Below are 16,331 nucleotides of genomic sequence, written 5' to 3' on the forward strand. Positions count from 1 at the left end.
AGGATCGTCAGGCGCGACTCTCATCGTGGCGCTGAGGAAAAAACCTCAACGAAGACGCCGAATAGATTTGAGCAAGCCCGAAACATCGTTGAACCCAGCATTGCAAAAATGGGGGCGACCATAGATTTTGACTAATACCAGGCAGGAAGTGATGGAAGTGTTGACGGGCCCGGAGCGTCGGCGGCGCTGGACGGCGGAGCAGAAGTTGGCGATGGTGCGGGAGAGCCTTGAGCCGGGGAAGTCGGTTTCGATGGTCGCGCGCCAGCACGGCGTGAACCCGAACCAGTTGTTCCACTGGCGCAAGCTGTACCAGGACGGGAGCCTGTCAGCGGTCAAGGCTGGCGAGGAAGTGGTTCCGGCGTCGGAACTGGCTGATGCGCTCAAGCAGGTTCGCGAGCTGCAACGGATGCTCGGCAAGAAGACCATGGAGAACGAGATTCTCCGCGAAGCAGTCGAGTATGGCCGTGCAAAAAAATGGATAGCGCACTCGCCCTTGCTGCCGGAGGACGACCAGTGAAGCTGGTTTGTGAAGTTCTCGGCGTGTCGCGCTCGAACGTATCGGCACGACTGTCGCGTCCGGCGACGTGGCGCGATGGCCGTCAATCGAGGCAAACCGATGATGCGGCCGTGGTCGAGGCAATCCGCCGGGTCGTCGGCGATTTGCCCAGCTACGGCTATCGACGGGTTTGGGGCACGTTGCGCAATGAACGCATTGCGGCTGGGCTGGTGCCGTTCAATGCCAAACGCGTCTATCGCGTCATGCGCACGCACGGGCTGCTGATGGAGCGCCGACCGATTCCACCCCGGCCGCAACGTCGGCACGACGGCAAGGTGGCTGTAGCGCGCAGCAATCAGCGTTGGTGCTCGGACGGCTTCGAGTTTCGCTGCGACAACGGCGAACCGCTGCGTGTGACGTTCGCGCTGGACTGCTGCGACCGTGAAGCGATGAGTTGGGCGGCCACGACGGCGGGTCACAGCGGCGACATCGTGCGCGACGTGATGCTGGCTGCAGTGGAAAACCGGTTTGGCAACGAGCTGCATACACCGTCCGAAATCGAGTGGCTAAGCGACAACGGTTCAGGCTACACGGCCGACGACACGCGTCGGTTCGCAGTGGCCATCGGCCTGAAGCCATTGACCACTCCGGTGTGCAGCCCGCAAAGTAACGGGATGGCCGAGAGCTTCGTGAAGACGATGAAACGCGACTACGTCGCCTTCATGCCGAAGCCGGATGCAGCGACTGCTGCACGCAACCTGGCCATCGCGTTCGAGCATTACAACGAGAAGCATCCCCATAGCGCGCTGAAATACCGCTCGCCTCGCGAGTTTCGGCGCTCGATGGATTCAGCAACCTTAGTGTGAGGCTGTGTCCGGGATTGCAGGGTCAACTCCACAGACTAATCTGGCTTACGGAAATTTTCAAGCTAGTTGTCACCTCAACAATTTAATTTCAGGCGGCCTTCTTCTCTTGATGACGGTTTGGGGCGACGCCCTGGTTGTCTCTGCGATCCGGGAGATAGGATTGGCCGGCTGGAAGAGGAAAAAAGTACGTACACGGTAATTTGTTCTCTCCGAAGCATCTTAACGGTGATCTTTGCTATTGAGATTCCCGGTTAGATTCGGTGATTCTGAAGATCTTATGATTGATTGACAGGGTGCCGTTGCTTTCCTGGTATTATCATAAGTGACGCATACGTACAATAAGTGTTGGTTCCGGGTGATCGGTGCGTGGCTTATGCGCTTCGCAGGTAGTGTGTCACGGCTGGTTTGCCATCAGTACATTTTCCTGTCTTAAATGCGGCGGCTGGCTATGGTGGTAAAAATCAATGTAGTACACCTGTAGTGGTAATCCCCCCGAAGAACCGCTGGGATCGGAAGTAGAGTTTTCCCGTTGAGGGAGTTCTACAGAATGAAGAAGTCGAGATTTACGGACAGCCAGATCATGGGCGCGCTCAAGCGCGTAGATGTTGGACTGACGGTGTCGGAGCTGTGCCGGGAGTTGGGTATCAGCACAGCGACGTTCTACAAATGGCGCTCGAAGTACGGCGGCATGGACGTGTCGCTGATCGCGCGGATGAAGGAACTGGAAGCCGGGAACGTGCCGCAGCGGCGATACGGATTGCGCGAGATGTTCAACGCATTGCGCTGGATGGCGCGAGCCGGTGCGTCCTGAAGAATGCTGCCGACCAACTTCCTGCCTTGGGAACAGGTCTATCAGCAAACGCAACGCTGGTTGAACGCGGGTTGCTTTGAGACAATGGTCAACGACTTGCGTTCGGCGCCGCGCGTGGTGCAACAGCGTCAGGAGCAACCCAGCGTGGTTATCCTGGATGGACGTACGCTGCAGTCCACATGCGAAAGCTGTCCGCGCGTGTTACGACGGGCATAAACGCAAGCGCGGAAGCAAGATCCATATGACTGTCGATACACTGGGCCTGCTGCTCGCAGCGCACATTACGCCGGCCAACGAGCAAGAGCGCGCACAGGTAGCCGAGCTGGCGCGTCAGCTCCAACACGTAACCGGACAGACGGTAAAACTTACATTCGCTGACCAGGGTTATACGGATAACACCGCTGCACAGGCTGCACGTGAAGAAGGCATTGAGTTGCAAGTCATCAAGCTGCCCGAGGCGAAGAAGGGTTTCGTGCCGTGGCTTCGCAGCTGGGCTGGGTGGTCGAACGCAGCTTCGGCTGGCTCAACCGCTTCAGGCGGCTGCACGCGACTACGAACGCTTGCCCGAAACCTGGACAGGCCTGCACTTTGTCGTCTTCGCCATGCCCATGCTCGTTCATACTGGACCGATTATGCAAAGTGCTCAACCCGCCCTAGGGGGAGCATGAGACGCTATCTTGCCGACACATTTGCAATGGTGATTTTTTCGATTGCCATAGGTGCTTTCGTTGAGATTGTCATCACGGGGCTCACGATAGAGCAAACCATCAAAATACGTGCTGCTGCCATACCAGTCTCGTTGTTAGTTGGAAGGCCATACGGAATTTATAGGGACTGGGTGTTCAGGCGACTAGGTAGTGCAGAAAAGACGCCGCTACAAGAAATCCTGCTGGATACCTTCATCAATTTGACGTTCCAGATTCCTCTTTATTCACTGATATTGGCATTGAATGGCGCCAGGTTTTTGCAGATTCTTACGGCAGTCAGTTCAATTCTTGTCATCGTTGGTCTTTCCGGTCGCCCCTACGGCATTTTCCTAAGAGGATGTCGGCGGTTGTTTAAAGTACCTGACACGCTCTAAGACCTCAAGTAATAGCTTCTGCTTGAGCGCAGTACATTCCGGCGCTGCCTCAATCACGAGGTTCGCGCCTGAAACCGATTCTGCGAGGTCGCAACACAAATGGACTTTTATTTGTTCGATCATCCGTGTGAATCTCAACCTCGCCCTGGACACGGAAATTCTGACGCCTCCCGGCGTCGTTATACGGCGCACAACGTGAAGCTCCGCGCTTCTTTCACCACGCGAACCGGGCGCTTTCGATGCCTGGGTGGTTTTCGCAACTCACAGAGTTGCTCGACTGCACTCCCGTTCAACGGGTCTTGCGCTGCCGTGCAACTGCACCACGCAACATCCACATATTCTTGAGTCACACCGTAACCCACCCCGGCTATCGGCCCGAACAGACTTAAGGAGGCAGTCATGCAAATGACAACCGAATCAGCACTGAAAATCAAGCCACACGTGCCCGAAGAAGCAGTGCAACTTGACGATATTCCCTGGAGACCGTTTCCCGATGCACTGTCCGTCGGCGGCATCCGCTGGAAATTCTTGCACGCATCGCCGGAAATGGGTGGATGGACGGCAATCTTCGATTGTCCTGCAGGCTCTTCGTTCAACGCACACTTTCACGTCGGGCCGGGAGAATACTTCCTTACCAGGGGTCGGATGGACGTGCGCGGTGGCGCCGAACAGGGTGGCGACACTGTCGTCGCACCCGCGTATGGCTACGAATCGGCGAACGCCCGTCACGACAAGACGTATTTCCCTGTCGATTCCGAGTTCTACATGACGTTCCTCGGGCCCCTCGAATTCATCAAGGAAGATGGGACTCCCATCGTCGTTGTGACGTGGGACGAAGCCCAGCGTGCCTACATCGACTAGAAAATTTGCACTCAACGCAGAGGTCAACATGTCCGTCACCACCGTTCCGGCTGCCGCAGCAACCAGCCAGATTTTCGACCACCATCTCGGTGCATTCGCGCAGGGTCTCGACGAACTCCTGAAGGACTACGACGACGGTTCCGTCATCGTCACGCCTGAGAAGACCTATCGCGGCACTACGGAAATCCGCGGCTTCTTTAAGGCATTTCTCGATGATGCCCAGCCAGCATTCTGGGACGCATTCAAGGTCACCAGCAAGAGTACGGAGGGTGAAATCGCCTACCTCGCCTGGGAAGCCAGGCCATTCATCGAACTGGCGACCGACACGCTTTACGTCAGGAACGGGAAGATTGCGGTCCAGACGTTCACTGCATTTTCGGGCTGACTGCAAAGAGGCTGCGATGGGCGAGCGCGAAGCCTGCGTTCGATGCCGGTAAAACATCTTGGGAGACAGGCATGGCAGGGAAACTCGAAGGCCGCACCGCGGTCGTTACGGGCGCCAGTTCCGGGAACGGTCGCGCGATTGCAGTGGCCCTGGCGCGGGAGGGCGCTCACGTGGTGTGCTCCGACCTGAAGAAACAGGCGCTGCCGGGTGGCTACGAAAAAGACCTCGAAGTCGATACCGACGCGCTCATCAGTCAGAACGGAGGGAAAGCGACGTTCATCGCGGCAGATGCGAGTAAGGCCGTAGACGTGCAGAACGTCGTCGCTGATGCGGTAGAAAAGTTTGGCAGGCTCGACATCATGGTGAACAACGCGGGCGTGTTCACCGGTTTGCACAACATCATCGACGAAACCGAAGAGCAGTACGACTTCACGATGAACGTCAACGCCAAGGGTGTGTGGCTGGGGTGTAAATATGCCATCACGCAGTTCATGAAGCAGGAGCCGATTAAAAGCTCGACCGGTGCCGAACTGCGGGGCCGTATCGTGAACATCGCGTCCATTGGCGGCCTGGTCGGACTCGCACTCGAGCCTGCTTACTGTGCCTCCAAGGGGGCGGTGGTCAACTTGACACGTGAGCTCGCAATCGATTTCGCGCCGGAGCGAATCAACGTCAATGCCATTTGCCCAGGTTTCCTCGCAACGGCGATGGTTCGTTCCTTCCTTGAGAAGGAAGACACCAACAAGCTTCTCCATGACCTCACACCGTGGCCACGTGTGGGAACCGCCGAAGACGTGGCACGTGCGGCGGTGTTCCTCGCGTCTGACGACGCCGAATGGATGACCTGTTGATTTGCACGGAATCCTGACCCCGGTGGGTCAGGATTCCGTGCAAATCAACACTGACACCCATCGAAGCGATGCTTGGCAAGATAGGTTCGGAAAGGGATGTCGACGACGATGCTCGACGGCTTCTGTCGACATCCCCGAGCGATCGAACGGAAGCGGTCTCTCACGCAGCCTAGGCCTATGCGGCGGTGCTTGCGTCATGAGTGCTGCGTCGTCGGGCGGATTCCGAGGCCGGGACCTGGAACTTGAGCTGCTGGATGCGAACAGTGAACCCTTGGTCCGCCTGTTCGCGCATCCGGGTGGGGATTGGGACCCGCCAGAAGAAAAGTACCGGAATCTGCGCGTCGACCCGCCGGCTGGGCACAAGGACGCGTTTGCCGTTCTTTATACCGGCAACACGCTGGCGACAGTCGCGATCGAGTGTCACATCCTTGCGGCGGACGCGGCCGACCGGTACCTATTTGCACCGGAGCCTTCGAAATCAACGCGAAGCGCGATGAAGACGCGAACGGATTGATGCGCCTCCAGTTCAAAATGAACCTCAGTGAAACTCGGATTCCGACGTGGGTTTGCCATCAAGGACGCCGCTAGCCCCGTTGGTCTCCCTGCGAGGATATGGACCGGTGTAGCCAAGCCTCCGGGATATGTCTTCGCCCGTGCGTTGAGTGAGTTCGCGGATGTGTGCTTCCTGTGGGCGAAGCCGATAAGTCGGCCCTGTGACGCTGACGCCGGCCAGCATGTGCCCGACTTCATTCCAGATTGGCGCCGTAATTCCGCTCATGCCTTCGAACATGTTCTCATGCGAGATCGAGATCCCGTGCTCGCGAATACGCTCCAGTTCCACGAGCAGGTCTTCTTCGTCGATGATGGTGTGCGGCGTAAATGCTTCCAGAGGGCTGCGCCTCAGATAGGTCTGGCTCCATTCGACAGGCTGATAGGCAAGCAGCAGCTTGCCTATCGAAGTGGAGTGAAGCGGACGGCGCAGTCCCACCGGAAGGGAGAATCGCACCGGCTTGCGCGTTTCAATGATCTCGATGGTTTCGGCAAGCTCTTCGTCTTCGGCGAGAATGCCGAGCTGCACCGTTTCGCCGATATTCGCGAAGAGCGCCTGCAATGCAGGGCGCGCAGTCGGCAGGAAGCGTTCCTTGGCGGTTATCGCCGCGGCGATCGCGTAGGTCTCCGTGCCGAGACGGTACATGCCCGATACGTTGATGACGTAGCTCGATGCCTCGAGCGAGCGGAGGAGCGTGAGGAGGCTGGTCTTCGGCAGGTGCGTCAGGGCGGCCAGTCTGGCCAGCGTCAAGCCGTTCGTGCTGATCGCCAGTTCGTAAATTACCTGCAGCACCCGGGCGGGCGAGCGTGTCGTCTCGTATTGTTTGCGCGAAGTTATGCCTTCCGCGTCGGACTTGTATCTGTTCATCACCGTGTCTTGGCGGAATCCGGGAATTGCGTTGACCTGTGTTCCGCGCCGGGCGGCGGGCTCCCGTTCACCGCAGCCACCGGCAGGTCATTATAGCGGAAGCAATTTTCCGGAGGCCGGGGCTCGAGTGGGCCTCCGCGCGGCGTCGCGCGGAGGTGCGGGCCGCGTCGGCCGTGATGCGGCGATCAGCCTTGCTGGTCCTGGAAGTAAAGCTGAGCGGGGTTGTCGACGAGGATGCCATGAAGCGTTGCCGGATCCTGCGCCCACTGCGCGAGCCGGTTCAACAGTTGCCCGTCGTCCGGAACGTCCTCTTCGTACGAGACGTGCGGCCAGTCGCTGCCCCACAAAACCCGTTGCGCATTGATGGACACGAGCGCGCGGGCGCGTTCGTCGTCGGGCGAGAAACGCCATGCCGAGAGCTTGACCCACGCCTTGCCTTCAGAGAGCAGATCGTGAAGGCCGCGAAAGCCCGGTGATGTCATCGAACTTCCCTGATACACATGCGCCATGTGATCGAACACGACCGGCACGGGCAGCCGCCGCAACAGGGGGATGAGTGCTTCGATATCCTCAGAATCGATGAAAAGCTGGACATGCCAGCCGAACGGCTGGATTTTCGCGGCGATCTCAGCGATCTCATCCACGCTCGTTCCCCCCGCCACGACGCGCTGGAGCCGCACGCCTCGTGCGCCGCGCGCATGCATGGCGGCGAGCGTATCTTCATCGACGTCCGGCTCGACCACGACCACCGCGCGGGCATGCTCGCCCATTTGCTCTGCCGAGTCCAGCGTGCACGCGTTGTCTTTCGCGAAGAAGCTCGGTTGGACGATCACGTTTCGTTCGATGCCGGTTGCACGCTTCATGCCGAGGTAGTCGCCCAGCGTCGACTCGGGCGGTTGCAGCGAGCGCGTTTCGCGCAACGGGTACTGCCCGAATGGTCCGACGATGTGCATGTGGGTGTCGCACGCACCGGGCGGAACCGCGAAGGACGGCGGTTGGATATCTCGACGGAATCCGAGTGGGTTCGCACGGGGTGGCGTTCGATTGACGGTCATGGTCTTGGGTCGGGAGGGCCGGTTCACACAGGCTCGGTGTTTTCGGAACGGCGGTGGCCGGTGGCCGGGTCGCCAGCTTGTGTTTTCATGCTAGGCATTCCGATATCGGACGTCAATATAAAATTCGGAACAAAACTTGTTGACGGTTCCTGAACTCGTGCGGTTTAATGTTCCGAAATAAGAACGAATATTGATTTTCGGAACAAAATTTGCCGAAACAGGAGACATGACATGGCGGGACAAGTGGTGCGTATCGGCGCTGGGGCAGGCTTTGCCGGAGACCGGATCGATCCGGCGCGCGATCTCGCCGAGCGCGGCAATCTGGACTACCTCATATTCGAGTGCCTGGCGGAGCGCACGCTGGCCTATGGGCATTTGCAGCGGGCGCAGGACTCGGCCCGTGGCTACAACCCGCTGCTGGAGAAGCGGCTGAACGCGGTGCTTCCCGCCTGCATGGCGTACGGCACGACGATCGTCACCAACATGGGGGTCGCGAATCCACGGGCCGCAGCCCACGTCGCGATTGAGGCCGCTCGCAGGATGGGCCTGCGCATTCGCGTGGCCGTGGTCGAGGGCGACGACGTGACTGCCCGCATTTCCGATGCGACGTTCTTGCCCGAGATCGGCAGGACGGTTGGCGAGTCCGGCTTGCGCCTTGTCGGCGCGAACGCGTATCTGGGCGCGGAAGCCATTCTTCCGGCGCTGGACGCGGAACCCCACCTCGTGATCACCGGACGCGTCGCCGATCCCTCGCTCTTTCTCGCGCCGCTGGCGCATCGCTACGGCTGGAAGCTCGACGACTGGGCGACGCTCGGGGCGGGCACGGCCGTGGGCCATCTGCTCGAATGCACCACACAGGTCACGGGCGGCTACTTTGCCGACCCGCCGTATAAAACCGTGCCCAATCTCGCGTACGTGGGTTTTCCGCTTGCCGAGGTCGATGCCGACGGAAGCGCCGTCATTACGAAGCTGGAACGGACCGGTGGATGCGTCACCGACCTGACCGTGAAAGAACAATTGCTTTACGAGGTGCATGACCCGAGCGCGTATCTCACGCCTGACGTGACCGCCGACTTTTCCAACGTCCGCATCGACGATACCGGCGGCGACCGGGTCGCTGTCAGCGGTGCAACAGGACGCGCGCGTCCCGACCGGCTGAAGGCGATCGTCGGCTTCGACGGCGGCTTCCTGGCGGAGGCGGAGTTCAGCTATGCCGGCCCTGGCGCGGTGCAGCGCGCGCAACTCGCAGCGGCAATCGTCGAAGAGCGCATGCGCAACGTTCACGGCTGCGACGAACGCATCCGCCTCGATCTGATCGGCGTGAATGCGCTGCACGCCACCGCCATCCGCCGGCCGGTCGAGACGCAGGACGTGCGTTTGCGGGCGGCGATGCGTACCGGTAGCCGCGACATGGCGCAGACGCTTCTGTCCGAAGTCGAAAGCCTGTGGGTTGCGGGGCCAGCGGGCGGCGGCGGTTACCGGGGCAGTGTCAATGCTTCGGTCACGACACAGGCCGTGTATGTCGGCCGCGATTCTATCGAGACGAAGGTGGAGGTGTTGCAGTCATGAAAAGAACGGTCCCGCTCCGTGAGATTGCGTCGGCCCGTACCGGCGACAAGGGCAATGTGTCCTGTGTCTCGGTCTGGCCTTATGACCCTAAGCATTACGAAGATATCAAGGCTTCCTTGACGGCGGAGCGCATCGCGAAAGCCTGGCCGGATCTATTCCGGGGCCCGGTCGAGCGTTTCGAGATCCCCGCGCTCCAGGGTCTCAATTTCGTGATCCACGATGCGCTGGAGGGCGGCGTGAACGCTTCGCTGAATCTGGATTTTCATGGCAAATCGTTCAGCTTCCTGCTGCTGGAGCTACCAGTCGAAGTAAGCGATCTCTAACTTTGCGGCGGGAACGGACGGTTATCCGAATACATAAAATAAATTCAGGAGACAAAAATGCAGAACACGGTTTATGCCGCGACGCGGCTCGACAGATTACCGCTGAGCGCTTTTCACTGGCGCCTGTTTTTTCTGATCGGAACCGGGTTATTTCTCGATGCGTTCGACGTTTATCTGGGCGGTGTCGTCACCGGCACGCTGCTCAAATCCGGCTGGTCGACGCTGGAGTTGAATGCCTGGTTTACGACACTCACCTTCGCCGGCCTGACGGTGGGCGCGTGGTGCGCGGGTGTGCTCGGCGACCGCTTTGGCCGGCGCTTTTCGTATCAGCTCAATCTGCTCATTTTCGGTGGCGCGTCGATTGCTGCGACCTTCGCGCCGAGCATGTACTGGCTCATCGCGCTACGGTTCATCATGGGAATTGGCATGGGGGCCGAGATCGTCGTCTCGTACGGCATGCTCTCTGAGTTCGTGCCGCCCCGCTATCGCGGCCGGCTGCTGGCCGCGCTTTCCCTTTTTGCGAATTCAGCGGTGTTTGTCGCGTCACTGGCCAGCCTGTGGATCATTCCGGCTTTCGGCTGGCGCTACATGTTCGCGGTCACCGGGGTGGCCGCCGGCATCGTCTGGTTGATGCGCAAGAAAATGCCCGAGTCGCCGCGCTGGCTCGTCAGCCAGGGGCGCTTCGACGAAGCGCAGGCGGTGCTGGAGGCGATCGAATCTTCCGTTGCCCGCAAGCATGCTCTGCCCGACTACCTGCGCGAAGATCCCGTGCAGCCCGAGGCCGTGCCGCTCGGCGTGCTCTTCAGGACGCCGGTGGTGTGGCGCACGATTGTCGGCTCACTGATCATGGTGACGATCGGATACAGCATCTACGGGCTGATCAACTGGCTGCCGTCGTTTTTCGTGCACCAGGGTTTCAATATCGTGAAGTCGCTGACCTATAGCACGGTCATGTCGCTCGGCGCGCCGGCCGGCACGATTATCGGCATATTCGTTGCGGACCGGTTGGGCCGGCGCCCGGCGATCATTGGCGCGGCGCTCGCAACGGCCGTCATCGGGCTGGCCTACCAGCACACGACGTCGAGCACGGCGCTGCTGTTCGCCGGTTTTTGTCTCGTTGCGGGAATCTACGTTCTGGTGGCGGTCGGCCAGGGCGCCTACGTGCCGGAGCTGTTCGCAACGCCGTACCGGCTGCGTGGCAGCGGCATTTGCGGCACGGCTGGCCGCGCGGCCAGCGCGCTGTGCCAGTTCTTCGTGCTCTGGCTCTTCACGGTGGGCGGCGTGAACATGGTGGTCGGGTCGGTGGTGGGCATCCAGTTGCTGTTGGCGGTGATGGTCTGGCTACTGAAAATCGAGACGAGCGGATTGCGCCTGGAGGAGACAGTGGGCGATGGCGCGAGCTTCGGGGCACAGGATCAGCAAGGCGCGGTCAATGTCAGTCACTGAGCGCTAAAGAGCGACGGCAGTGCGGATTCGGTGGGGTTCAGAGTATAGATTATTTAGTCATGCGAACTTAAAAGATGGCATGAACCACCGTAGCGGAACAGATCATCGGAGGCAGGGCGTTGCCATGAAAATACGTTACATGATCGGGGCAGTGGCATTGAGTCTTTATGCTTCGAGCGCGTGGAGCCAGTCGTCGGTCACGCTTTACGGGTTGATTGACGAAGCGATCCGGTACGACAACCATCAGACGCCGTCCGGTGGTCACAACATCACGATGGGTACGGGCGGTGCGATTTTGGGGAGCCGCTGGGGATTGCGCGGCGTCGAAGATCTGGGCGCCGGGACGAAGGCCATCTTCACGCTGGAGTCGGGCTTCATTGCGAATACGGGCGCCATGGCGTTTCCCACGCCGAGCGGGCAAACCCGCATATTCGGGCGGCAAGCCTTTGTCGGACTGTCGAAAACGGGCTGGGGCACGCTGACGTTCGGCAGGCAATATCTGCTCGCCTATTTAATGGGTGCGTCGCACGACACATTCGCATTCGCCAACTATGCGGCGACCTGGGGGTTCCAGGCGGCCGGGCTGATGGGCGGCGCGCGGCTCGACAACACCGTGCAGTACAGCTCGGACAACTTTCACGGATTCAGGCTGAACGGGGCTTACACGTTTGGCGGCGTGGCCGGTGACATCCATCGCAATTCGTCGCCGGCGGTGAGTGTCGGCTATGACAACGGCGCGCTCAGCGTGGGCGTCGCGTACCAGATCGTCAACGACATCGGCGGCGAAGTACCGGCGAATAGCGGGTACGGGAACACGTATTTCGGCATTGCCATTCCACAAAGCTCGCAAAAGATTTTCATGGCCGGCGCGACCTGGACGCTCAGCAACGCCGCACTGTACGCGCAATATATTTACAGCCATGTTTATCCGGCGGATTACCGGAACGATTCGATGTCGCTGGGCGCAGCGTACCGGTTCAGCCCGGCATGGGAAATTCGCGATGCGGTCTACGTCGATATCTTGCATCACGCGGCAGGCGAGGGCGCGAGAATTACCACCGGCCCCATTCTGTTCTATCACGTCTCCAAGCGGACGGACCTTTATACCGGATTCAACTACAACCACCTGAGCGGCCAGTGGACGAAGCTGGCGTCGACCAGCGGATTTACCCAGTCTTTTAACGGCTACAACTCGCTGTTTGAAGGCGTGCTTGGGATGATTCACCGATTCTGACCGGATATGCGTGCGTACGCGGCTTCTCGTTCGCGAAGCACAGCATTTCTGTTTTACGCAAGCGCAGCTAGTTTGGAGGAAACGCAATGAACTCGGCAGGAAGGCTGGAAGGCAAGATCGCGCTCGTCACGGGCGCTGGATGCATCGGACCCGGATGGGGCAATGGGCGCGCAATCGCTGTACGGTTTGCCGCCGAGGGCGCGCATGTCGTCGCGATCGATCGCAACCTCGCATCGATGGATGAGACGCTGGAGCTGATCCGGCAGTCGGGAGGGCAGGTCACGCCATACGAGTGCGACGTGACCGACAGCGGGGCGATCGCCCAACTCGTCGCGCGAAGCACGGCGCGCCTGGGCCGCATCGACGTGCTCGTGAACAACGTGGGGGCGCCGGCGCCAGGGGGGCCTGTGCAGCTGAGCGAGGCGCAGTGGGAAAAGCAACTGGAGCTGAACCTGACGACAACCTACCTGATGTGCCGGCACGTGTTGCCGGTGATGGAGCAACAGGGCGCCGGCGTGATCGTCAATATCGCTTCGACGTCGGGCATTCGCTGGACGGGCGCTGCGCAGGTCGGTTATGCGGCAGCCAAAGCCGGCGTGATCCAGATGACGCGTGTCGTGGCGGTCGAGTACGCGCAAAAAAATATCCGCGTGAACTCGGTGGTGCCAGGGCTGCTGCATACGCCGCTGGTCGACACGACGGTCGCCCGCAACCAGACCGGCGGCGATGTTGAATTGCTGCTGAGCAAGCGTAAGGCACGCATCCCGATGCCATTCATGGGCGATGGCCGGGACACGGCCAACGCCGCGCTGTTTCTCGCGTCGGACGAGGCCCGTTTCATCACGGGCACCGAAATCGTCGTAGACGGCGGCATGAGCGCGCGCTGCGACTGACGCGAAACGGCGCTTGCGCATTTCGCCCCTTTCTGCAACTCAATACGGAGTTTCCATGGCACGCATTCCCTATCCCGATCTCAGCGCCGGTGAAATCGCGCCGCTGGTCGATCGCATCGTCGCCGAGCGCGGCCGGATGCTCAATCTCTATTCCATGCTGCTGCACAGCCCGCCCGTTTGCGAGGGCTGGCTCTCGTTCCTGACCGCGATTCGCCAGCGTTCTTCGCTGCCCGCGCGGGTACGCGAGATGATCATCATGCGTATTGCGGTCATCAACGACGCCGACTACGAATTCCAGCAGCATCGTCCTATTGCGCTGTCCGTTGGCGTGAGCGAGGAAGAAATCGACGCGTTGCGAATGGGCCGTCTGAACGGATTCGACGACCGCGACCGGGCGGTGCTCGCCTACTGCGACTCGATGACGAAAAACGTGCACGTGCCGGACGACATCTTCGCGGCTGTACGGCGTCACTTTGATGATCGGGAACTTGTCGAAGTGACCGCGACGGTCGGAGCATACAACCTGGTGTCGAGGTTTCTCGAAGCGCTCCATGTGGATCACGACGATTAGCGTGCTCACGCGCATCGATATCGCTTTACGACGAAACTGTCTGGAAGAACATCCATGAATCATTCAAGGAAGGTCATCATTACCTGCGCGGTCACGGGATCCATTCATACGCCCACGATGTCGCAGTATCTGCCCGTTACTGCTGAGCAGATCGCGCAGGCGGCGGTGGACGCTGCCGAAGCGGGCGCATCGATCGTCCACCTTCATGCAAGGAACCCCGCCGACGGGCGGCCGACTCAGGACCCTGAAGCATTCGGTGCGTTTCTGGGCGAGATCCGGCGACGCTCCAACGTGGTCGTCAACATTACGACCGGCGGCAGTCCGCACATGAGCGTGCAGGAGCGCCTGAGGCCAGCGCTGCACTTCGCGCCGGAACTGGCCTCGCTGAACATGGGGTCGATGAATTTCGGGCTGTATCCGATGCTGGACCGATATGCGCAATTCGATCACGCATGGGAGCGCGAGCATCTCGAGAAAAGCCGCGATCTGGTCTTTCGCAACACGTTCGCCGATATCGAAACGGTTCTCACCTCATGCAGTGCGCAGGGTACGCGTTTCGAGTTCGAGTGCTATGACACATCGCACCTCTACAATCTCGCGCATTTCGTCGATCGCGGGCTCGTCAAACCGCCATTCTTCGTGCAGAGCGTTTTCGGGCTGCTTGGCGGGATCGGCTCGCATCCCGAAGACCTTGCGCATATGAAGCGGACGGCCGACCGGCTGTTTGGCGCCGACTACGTATGGTCCATTCTCGGTGCGGGACGCAACCAGATGCGCCTCGCCGCGATCGGCGCGGCTCAGGCATCCTGCGTGCGCGTGGGGCTTGAGGACTCGCTTTGGATCGCCCCCGGCGAACTCGCGAAAAGCAACGCTTCTCAGGTTGAGCAGGTGTGCAAGATTTTGGCAGGGCTTGCGCTCGATGTGGCAACGCCGGACGAAGCGCGGGCGATGCTGGGGCTCAAAGGCTCGGACAACGTTCGGTTCTAGATCGCGGGAGCCGCTCGCACGGCAGGGATCTGGTGCAAATCGCGCGGATGTGAATCGGTTAGTCGTGCAGAACGGCAAGTCACTGATGCATGTGGCACCGGATCGTGGCAAACGTAGCGGAGGGCCGTGTCGGGTTGAGTAGTTTTACGGCAAGCGGGGGCAGGGAGGACAAATCTGGAGGGTGACGGAACAGCAGTTTCAATCGACTGCGCCACCGGCTGGCGTTGTTCTGCATAGCCCGTCGATATAGTCCGCCCACTCCTGCATCACTCGGCGACGACCGTCGTCGAAAGTTGTCCTGTCGTAGGCCTTCTGCACGTCGCCTCGTTTAGCGTGTGCGAGTTGCGCTTCGAGAACATCGATGTCGATACCGAGCCGCTCCCGGCCAACGGTCCGCAGCATGCCGCGGAACCCATGAGTAGCGTGTTTTCCCTGGAAACCCATCTCGCGCAGGGCCTTGCTTAACGCGTCGCGATGTAAATGCGGAGTCTTCTGACGAGCCGGAGACGGAAACACATAGTGTCCGCGGCCTGTAAGCGACTGCAATTCGCCGAGCAACGCAACCACTTGCTTGGGTAGAGGCACAATATGGTCGTGGCGCATCTTCATCCGCACGGCCAGAACATGCCATTCGCCCGCTTTCAGGTCAATTTCGTCCCACGGTGCAGATGCGACCACGCCGGGGCGTAAGCTCGTGAGCATGGTCAGTTTCAGTGCGGCCCTGGTAATCGGCGACTTGTAGGTATTGATGGCTTGCACTAGCGAGGCGATCTCGGTGGGTTTCGTAATCGCCGGGATGTGGCCTTTCTCGTGTCGCGGGATGACGCCGCGCAGCGACAACGGAACACCGTCGTCTCGCAGGCTATGGTGGATCGCATACGTCACGATGCCGCCGACGTATTGGCGAGCCTTCGTTGCGAGATTGGGGGCATGCGCCGCTATTGCTTCCAACACCGGTTTGACTTCCGACGTCGCGAGCGTCGAAATGGGCTTGCTGCGTAATGGCGGGATCAGGTATTGCCGAACTACGAACTCCGCTTTGCGGTAAGTCTCGTCGGTCCACTCCTTGCGCTTGAACGCGAGCCAATTCTCCGCGACGAGACCGAACGCTCCTTCAGCGATGCGTTTGCGTGCAGCGGCCTCGGCTCTGCGATGCTCGACCGGATCAGTACCATCACGCACGAGACTACGCGTAATCGCAGCTGACTTGCGCGCGTCGACGAGTGTAACTTCGGGATAGGGACCAAGACTGAGAAAGTTCTCCTTTCCCGTACTCGGGCGACGATAACGGAGCAGCCACGTTTTGCTTCCGTCCGGCCAGATGCGCAGGGCAAGCCCGTTACCGTCCGAGAGCAGGTAAGGGCGTTCGCGCGGTTTGGCGACGCGAAATACGACTTCGGACTTCGGTTCGGCGTGTTTGGGCATCGCTCGGTACCTCGATTCCGTGTATACGCAAGAAAGAGTGTACGCAAAAATCGCCGATGC

Annotated in this window: 15 protein-coding genes and 3 pseudogenes; 15 read left to right on the forward strand and 3 right to left on the reverse strand. The window is 60.0% G+C overall.

From position 1 onward, the window contains the following. Window positions 1–151 precede the first annotated feature (151 nt). The 8 genes and pseudogenes from G3N58_RS25115 (at window position 152) to G3N58_RS25145 (ending at window position 5,865) form a co-directional block, all read left to right on the forward strand. Window positions 152–1,362 (forward strand): IS3 family transposase gene (locus tag G3N58_RS25115; RefSeq protein WP_206000477.1). Its coding sequence is split into 2 segments (ribosomal slippage): window positions 152–467 and window positions 467–1,362, totalling 1,212 coding nucleotides; the frame shifts between segments, so codons are not numbered across the junction. Window positions 1,363–1,909: 547 nt separating this feature from the next. Continuing rightward, window positions 1,910–2,098 (forward strand): annotated as a pseudogene (locus G3N58_RS25120) (transposase); the annotation flags it as partial. Continuing rightward, window positions 2,075–2,841 (forward strand): annotated as a pseudogene (locus tag G3N58_RS34270) (IS5 family transposase). The pseudogenes G3N58_RS25120 and G3N58_RS34270, both read left to right, overlap by 24 nt. Window positions 2,842–2,846: 5 nt before the next feature. Further along, a pseudogene (alaE, locus tag G3N58_RS34275) lies at window positions 2,847–3,254 on the forward strand (L-alanine exporter AlaE); the annotation flags it as partial. 399 nt (window positions 3,255–3,653) lie between these two features. Continuing rightward, window positions 3,654–4,115, forward strand: a complete 462-nt coding sequence (locus G3N58_RS25130; RefSeq protein WP_240162885.1) for a 2,4'-dihydroxyacetophenone dioxygenase family protein — start codon at window positions 3,654–3,656, stop codon at window positions 4,113–4,115. Between the two features lie 28 nt (window positions 4,116–4,143). Continuing rightward, complete coding sequence (locus G3N58_RS25135) at window positions 4,144–4,500, forward strand: nuclear transport factor 2 family protein (protein ID WP_167039967.1); 357 nt, start codon at window positions 4,144–4,146, stop codon at window positions 4,498–4,500. A gap of 71 nt (window positions 4,501–4,571) precedes the next feature. Then, window positions 4,572–5,351 carry an SDR family oxidoreductase gene (locus tag G3N58_RS25140; RefSeq protein WP_206000479.1) on the forward strand — a complete coding sequence of 260 codons (780 nt, stop codon included), beginning with the start codon at window positions 4,572–4,574 and terminating at the stop codon, window positions 5,349–5,351. Window positions 5,352–5,547: 196 nt separating this feature from the next. Further along, the gene (locus G3N58_RS25145) at window positions 5,548–5,865 is read left to right on the forward strand and encodes a hypothetical protein (protein WP_167038665.1); all 318 of its coding nucleotides are present in this window, start codon (window positions 5,548–5,550) and stop codon (window positions 5,863–5,865) included. 24 nt (window positions 5,866–5,889) lie between these two features. On the opposite strand, the gene G3N58_RS25150 is transcribed toward G3N58_RS25145, so the two are convergent. Both G3N58_RS25150 and G3N58_RS25155 read right to left on the reverse strand, forming a co-directional pair. Then, window positions 5,890–6,768, reverse strand: coding sequence for an IclR family transcriptional regulator (locus tag G3N58_RS25150; protein ID WP_167284727.1), 879 nt, complete (start codon window positions 6,766–6,768; stop codon window positions 5,890–5,892). Window positions 6,769–6,953: 185 nt separating this feature from the next. Next, window positions 6,954–7,850, reverse strand: coding sequence for an amidohydrolase family protein (locus tag G3N58_RS25155; protein WP_345889915.1), 897 nt, complete (start codon window positions 7,848–7,850; stop codon window positions 6,954–6,956). 204 nt (window positions 7,851–8,054) lie between these two features. On the opposite strand from G3N58_RS25155, the gene G3N58_RS25160 reads away from it, so the two are divergent. The 7 genes from G3N58_RS25160 (at window position 8,055) to G3N58_RS25190 (ending at window position 14,846) form a co-directional block, all read left to right on the forward strand. After that, window positions 8,055–9,392 carry an acyclic terpene utilization AtuA family protein gene (locus G3N58_RS25160; protein ID WP_167038661.1) on the forward strand — a complete coding sequence of 446 codons (1,338 nt, stop codon included), beginning with the start codon at window positions 8,055–8,057 and terminating at the stop codon, window positions 9,390–9,392. After that, the gene (locus tag G3N58_RS25165) at window positions 9,389–9,715 is read left to right on the forward strand and encodes a hypothetical protein (RefSeq protein ID WP_167038659.1); all 327 of its coding nucleotides are present in this window, start codon (window positions 9,389–9,391) and stop codon (window positions 9,713–9,715) included. Before G3N58_RS25160 ends, G3N58_RS25165 begins: the two co-directional genes overlap by 4 nt. Window positions 9,716–9,772: 57 nt before the next feature. Beyond that, on the forward strand, window positions 9,773–11,161 hold the full coding sequence (locus tag G3N58_RS25170) for an MFS transporter (protein WP_205989584.1): 1,389 nt from the start codon (window positions 9,773–9,775) through the stop codon (window positions 11,159–11,161). Between the two features lie 19 nt (window positions 11,162–11,180). Further along, window positions 11,181–12,395 (forward strand): porin, encoded by a 1,215-nt coding sequence (locus G3N58_RS25175; protein ID WP_346778300.1) that lies wholly within the window; start codon window positions 11,181–11,183, stop codon window positions 12,393–12,395. Between the two features lie 86 nt (window positions 12,396–12,481). Next, complete coding sequence (locus G3N58_RS25180; RefSeq protein ID WP_206000480.1) at window positions 12,482–13,288, forward strand: SDR family NAD(P)-dependent oxidoreductase; 807 nt, start codon at window positions 12,482–12,484, stop codon at window positions 13,286–13,288. A gap of 55 nt (window positions 13,289–13,343) precedes the next feature. Continuing rightward, window positions 13,344–13,859 (forward strand): carboxymuconolactone decarboxylase family protein, encoded by a 516-nt coding sequence (locus G3N58_RS25185; protein ID WP_167284730.1) that lies wholly within the window; start codon window positions 13,344–13,346, stop codon window positions 13,857–13,859. A gap of 54 nt (window positions 13,860–13,913) precedes the next feature. Then, window positions 13,914–14,846 carry a 3-keto-5-aminohexanoate cleavage protein gene (locus G3N58_RS25190; RefSeq protein WP_205989588.1) on the forward strand — a complete coding sequence of 311 codons (933 nt, stop codon included), beginning with the start codon at window positions 13,914–13,916 and terminating at the stop codon, window positions 14,844–14,846. 198 nt (window positions 14,847–15,044) lie between these two features. On the opposite strand, the gene G3N58_RS25195 is transcribed toward G3N58_RS25190, so the two are convergent. Further along, on the reverse strand, window positions 15,045–16,271 hold the full coding sequence (locus G3N58_RS25195) for an integrase arm-type DNA-binding domain-containing protein (RefSeq protein WP_206000481.1): 1,227 nt from the start codon (window positions 16,269–16,271) through the stop codon (window positions 15,045–15,047). Window positions 16,272–16,331: the final 60 nt, after the last annotated feature.

The organism is Paraburkholderia sp. Ac-20342, from assembly GCF_017104985.1.
Lineage (GTDB): Bacteria > Pseudomonadota > Gammaproteobacteria > Burkholderiales > Burkholderiaceae > Paraburkholderia.

Excerpts from the sequence above, each read along its gene's own strand:
- G3N58_RS25130 (WP_240162885.1), top strand. The coding sequence starts at position 3,654 with ATGCAAATGACAACCGAATCAGCACTGAAAATCAAGCCACACGTGCCC.
- G3N58_RS25135 (WP_167039967.1), top strand. The coding sequence starts at position 4,144 with ATGTCCGTCACCACCGTTCCGGCTGCCGCAGCAACCAGCCAGATTTTC.
- G3N58_RS25140 (WP_206000479.1), top strand. The coding sequence starts at position 4,572 with ATGGCAGGGAAACTCGAAGGCCGCACCGCGGTCGTTACGGGCGCCAGT.
- G3N58_RS25145 (WP_167038665.1), top strand. The coding sequence starts at position 5,548 with ATGAGTGCTGCGTCGTCGGGCGGATTCCGAGGCCGGGACCTGGAACTT.
- G3N58_RS25150 (WP_167284727.1), bottom strand. The coding sequence starts at position 6,768 with ATGAACAGATACAAGTCCGACGCGGAAGGCATAACTTCGCGCAAACAA.
- G3N58_RS25160 (WP_167038661.1), top strand. The coding sequence starts at position 8,055 with ATGGCGGGACAAGTGGTGCGTATCGGCGCTGGGGCAGGCTTTGCCGGA.
- G3N58_RS25165 (WP_167038659.1), top strand. The coding sequence starts at position 9,389 with ATGAAAAGAACGGTCCCGCTCCGTGAGATTGCGTCGGCCCGTACCGGC.
- G3N58_RS25170 (WP_205989584.1), top strand. The coding sequence starts at position 9,773 with ATGCAGAACACGGTTTATGCCGCGACGCGGCTCGACAGATTACCGCTG.
- G3N58_RS25180 (WP_206000480.1), top strand. The coding sequence starts at position 12,482 with ATGAACTCGGCAGGAAGGCTGGAAGGCAAGATCGCGCTCGTCACGGGC.
- G3N58_RS25185 (WP_167284730.1), top strand. The coding sequence starts at position 13,344 with ATGGCACGCATTCCCTATCCCGATCTCAGCGCCGGTGAAATCGCGCCG.
- G3N58_RS25190 (WP_205989588.1), top strand. The coding sequence starts at position 13,914 with ATGAATCATTCAAGGAAGGTCATCATTACCTGCGCGGTCACGGGATCC.
- G3N58_RS25195 (WP_206000481.1), bottom strand. The coding sequence starts at position 16,271 with ATGCCCAAACACGCCGAACCGAAGTCCGAAGTCGTATTTCGCGTCGCC.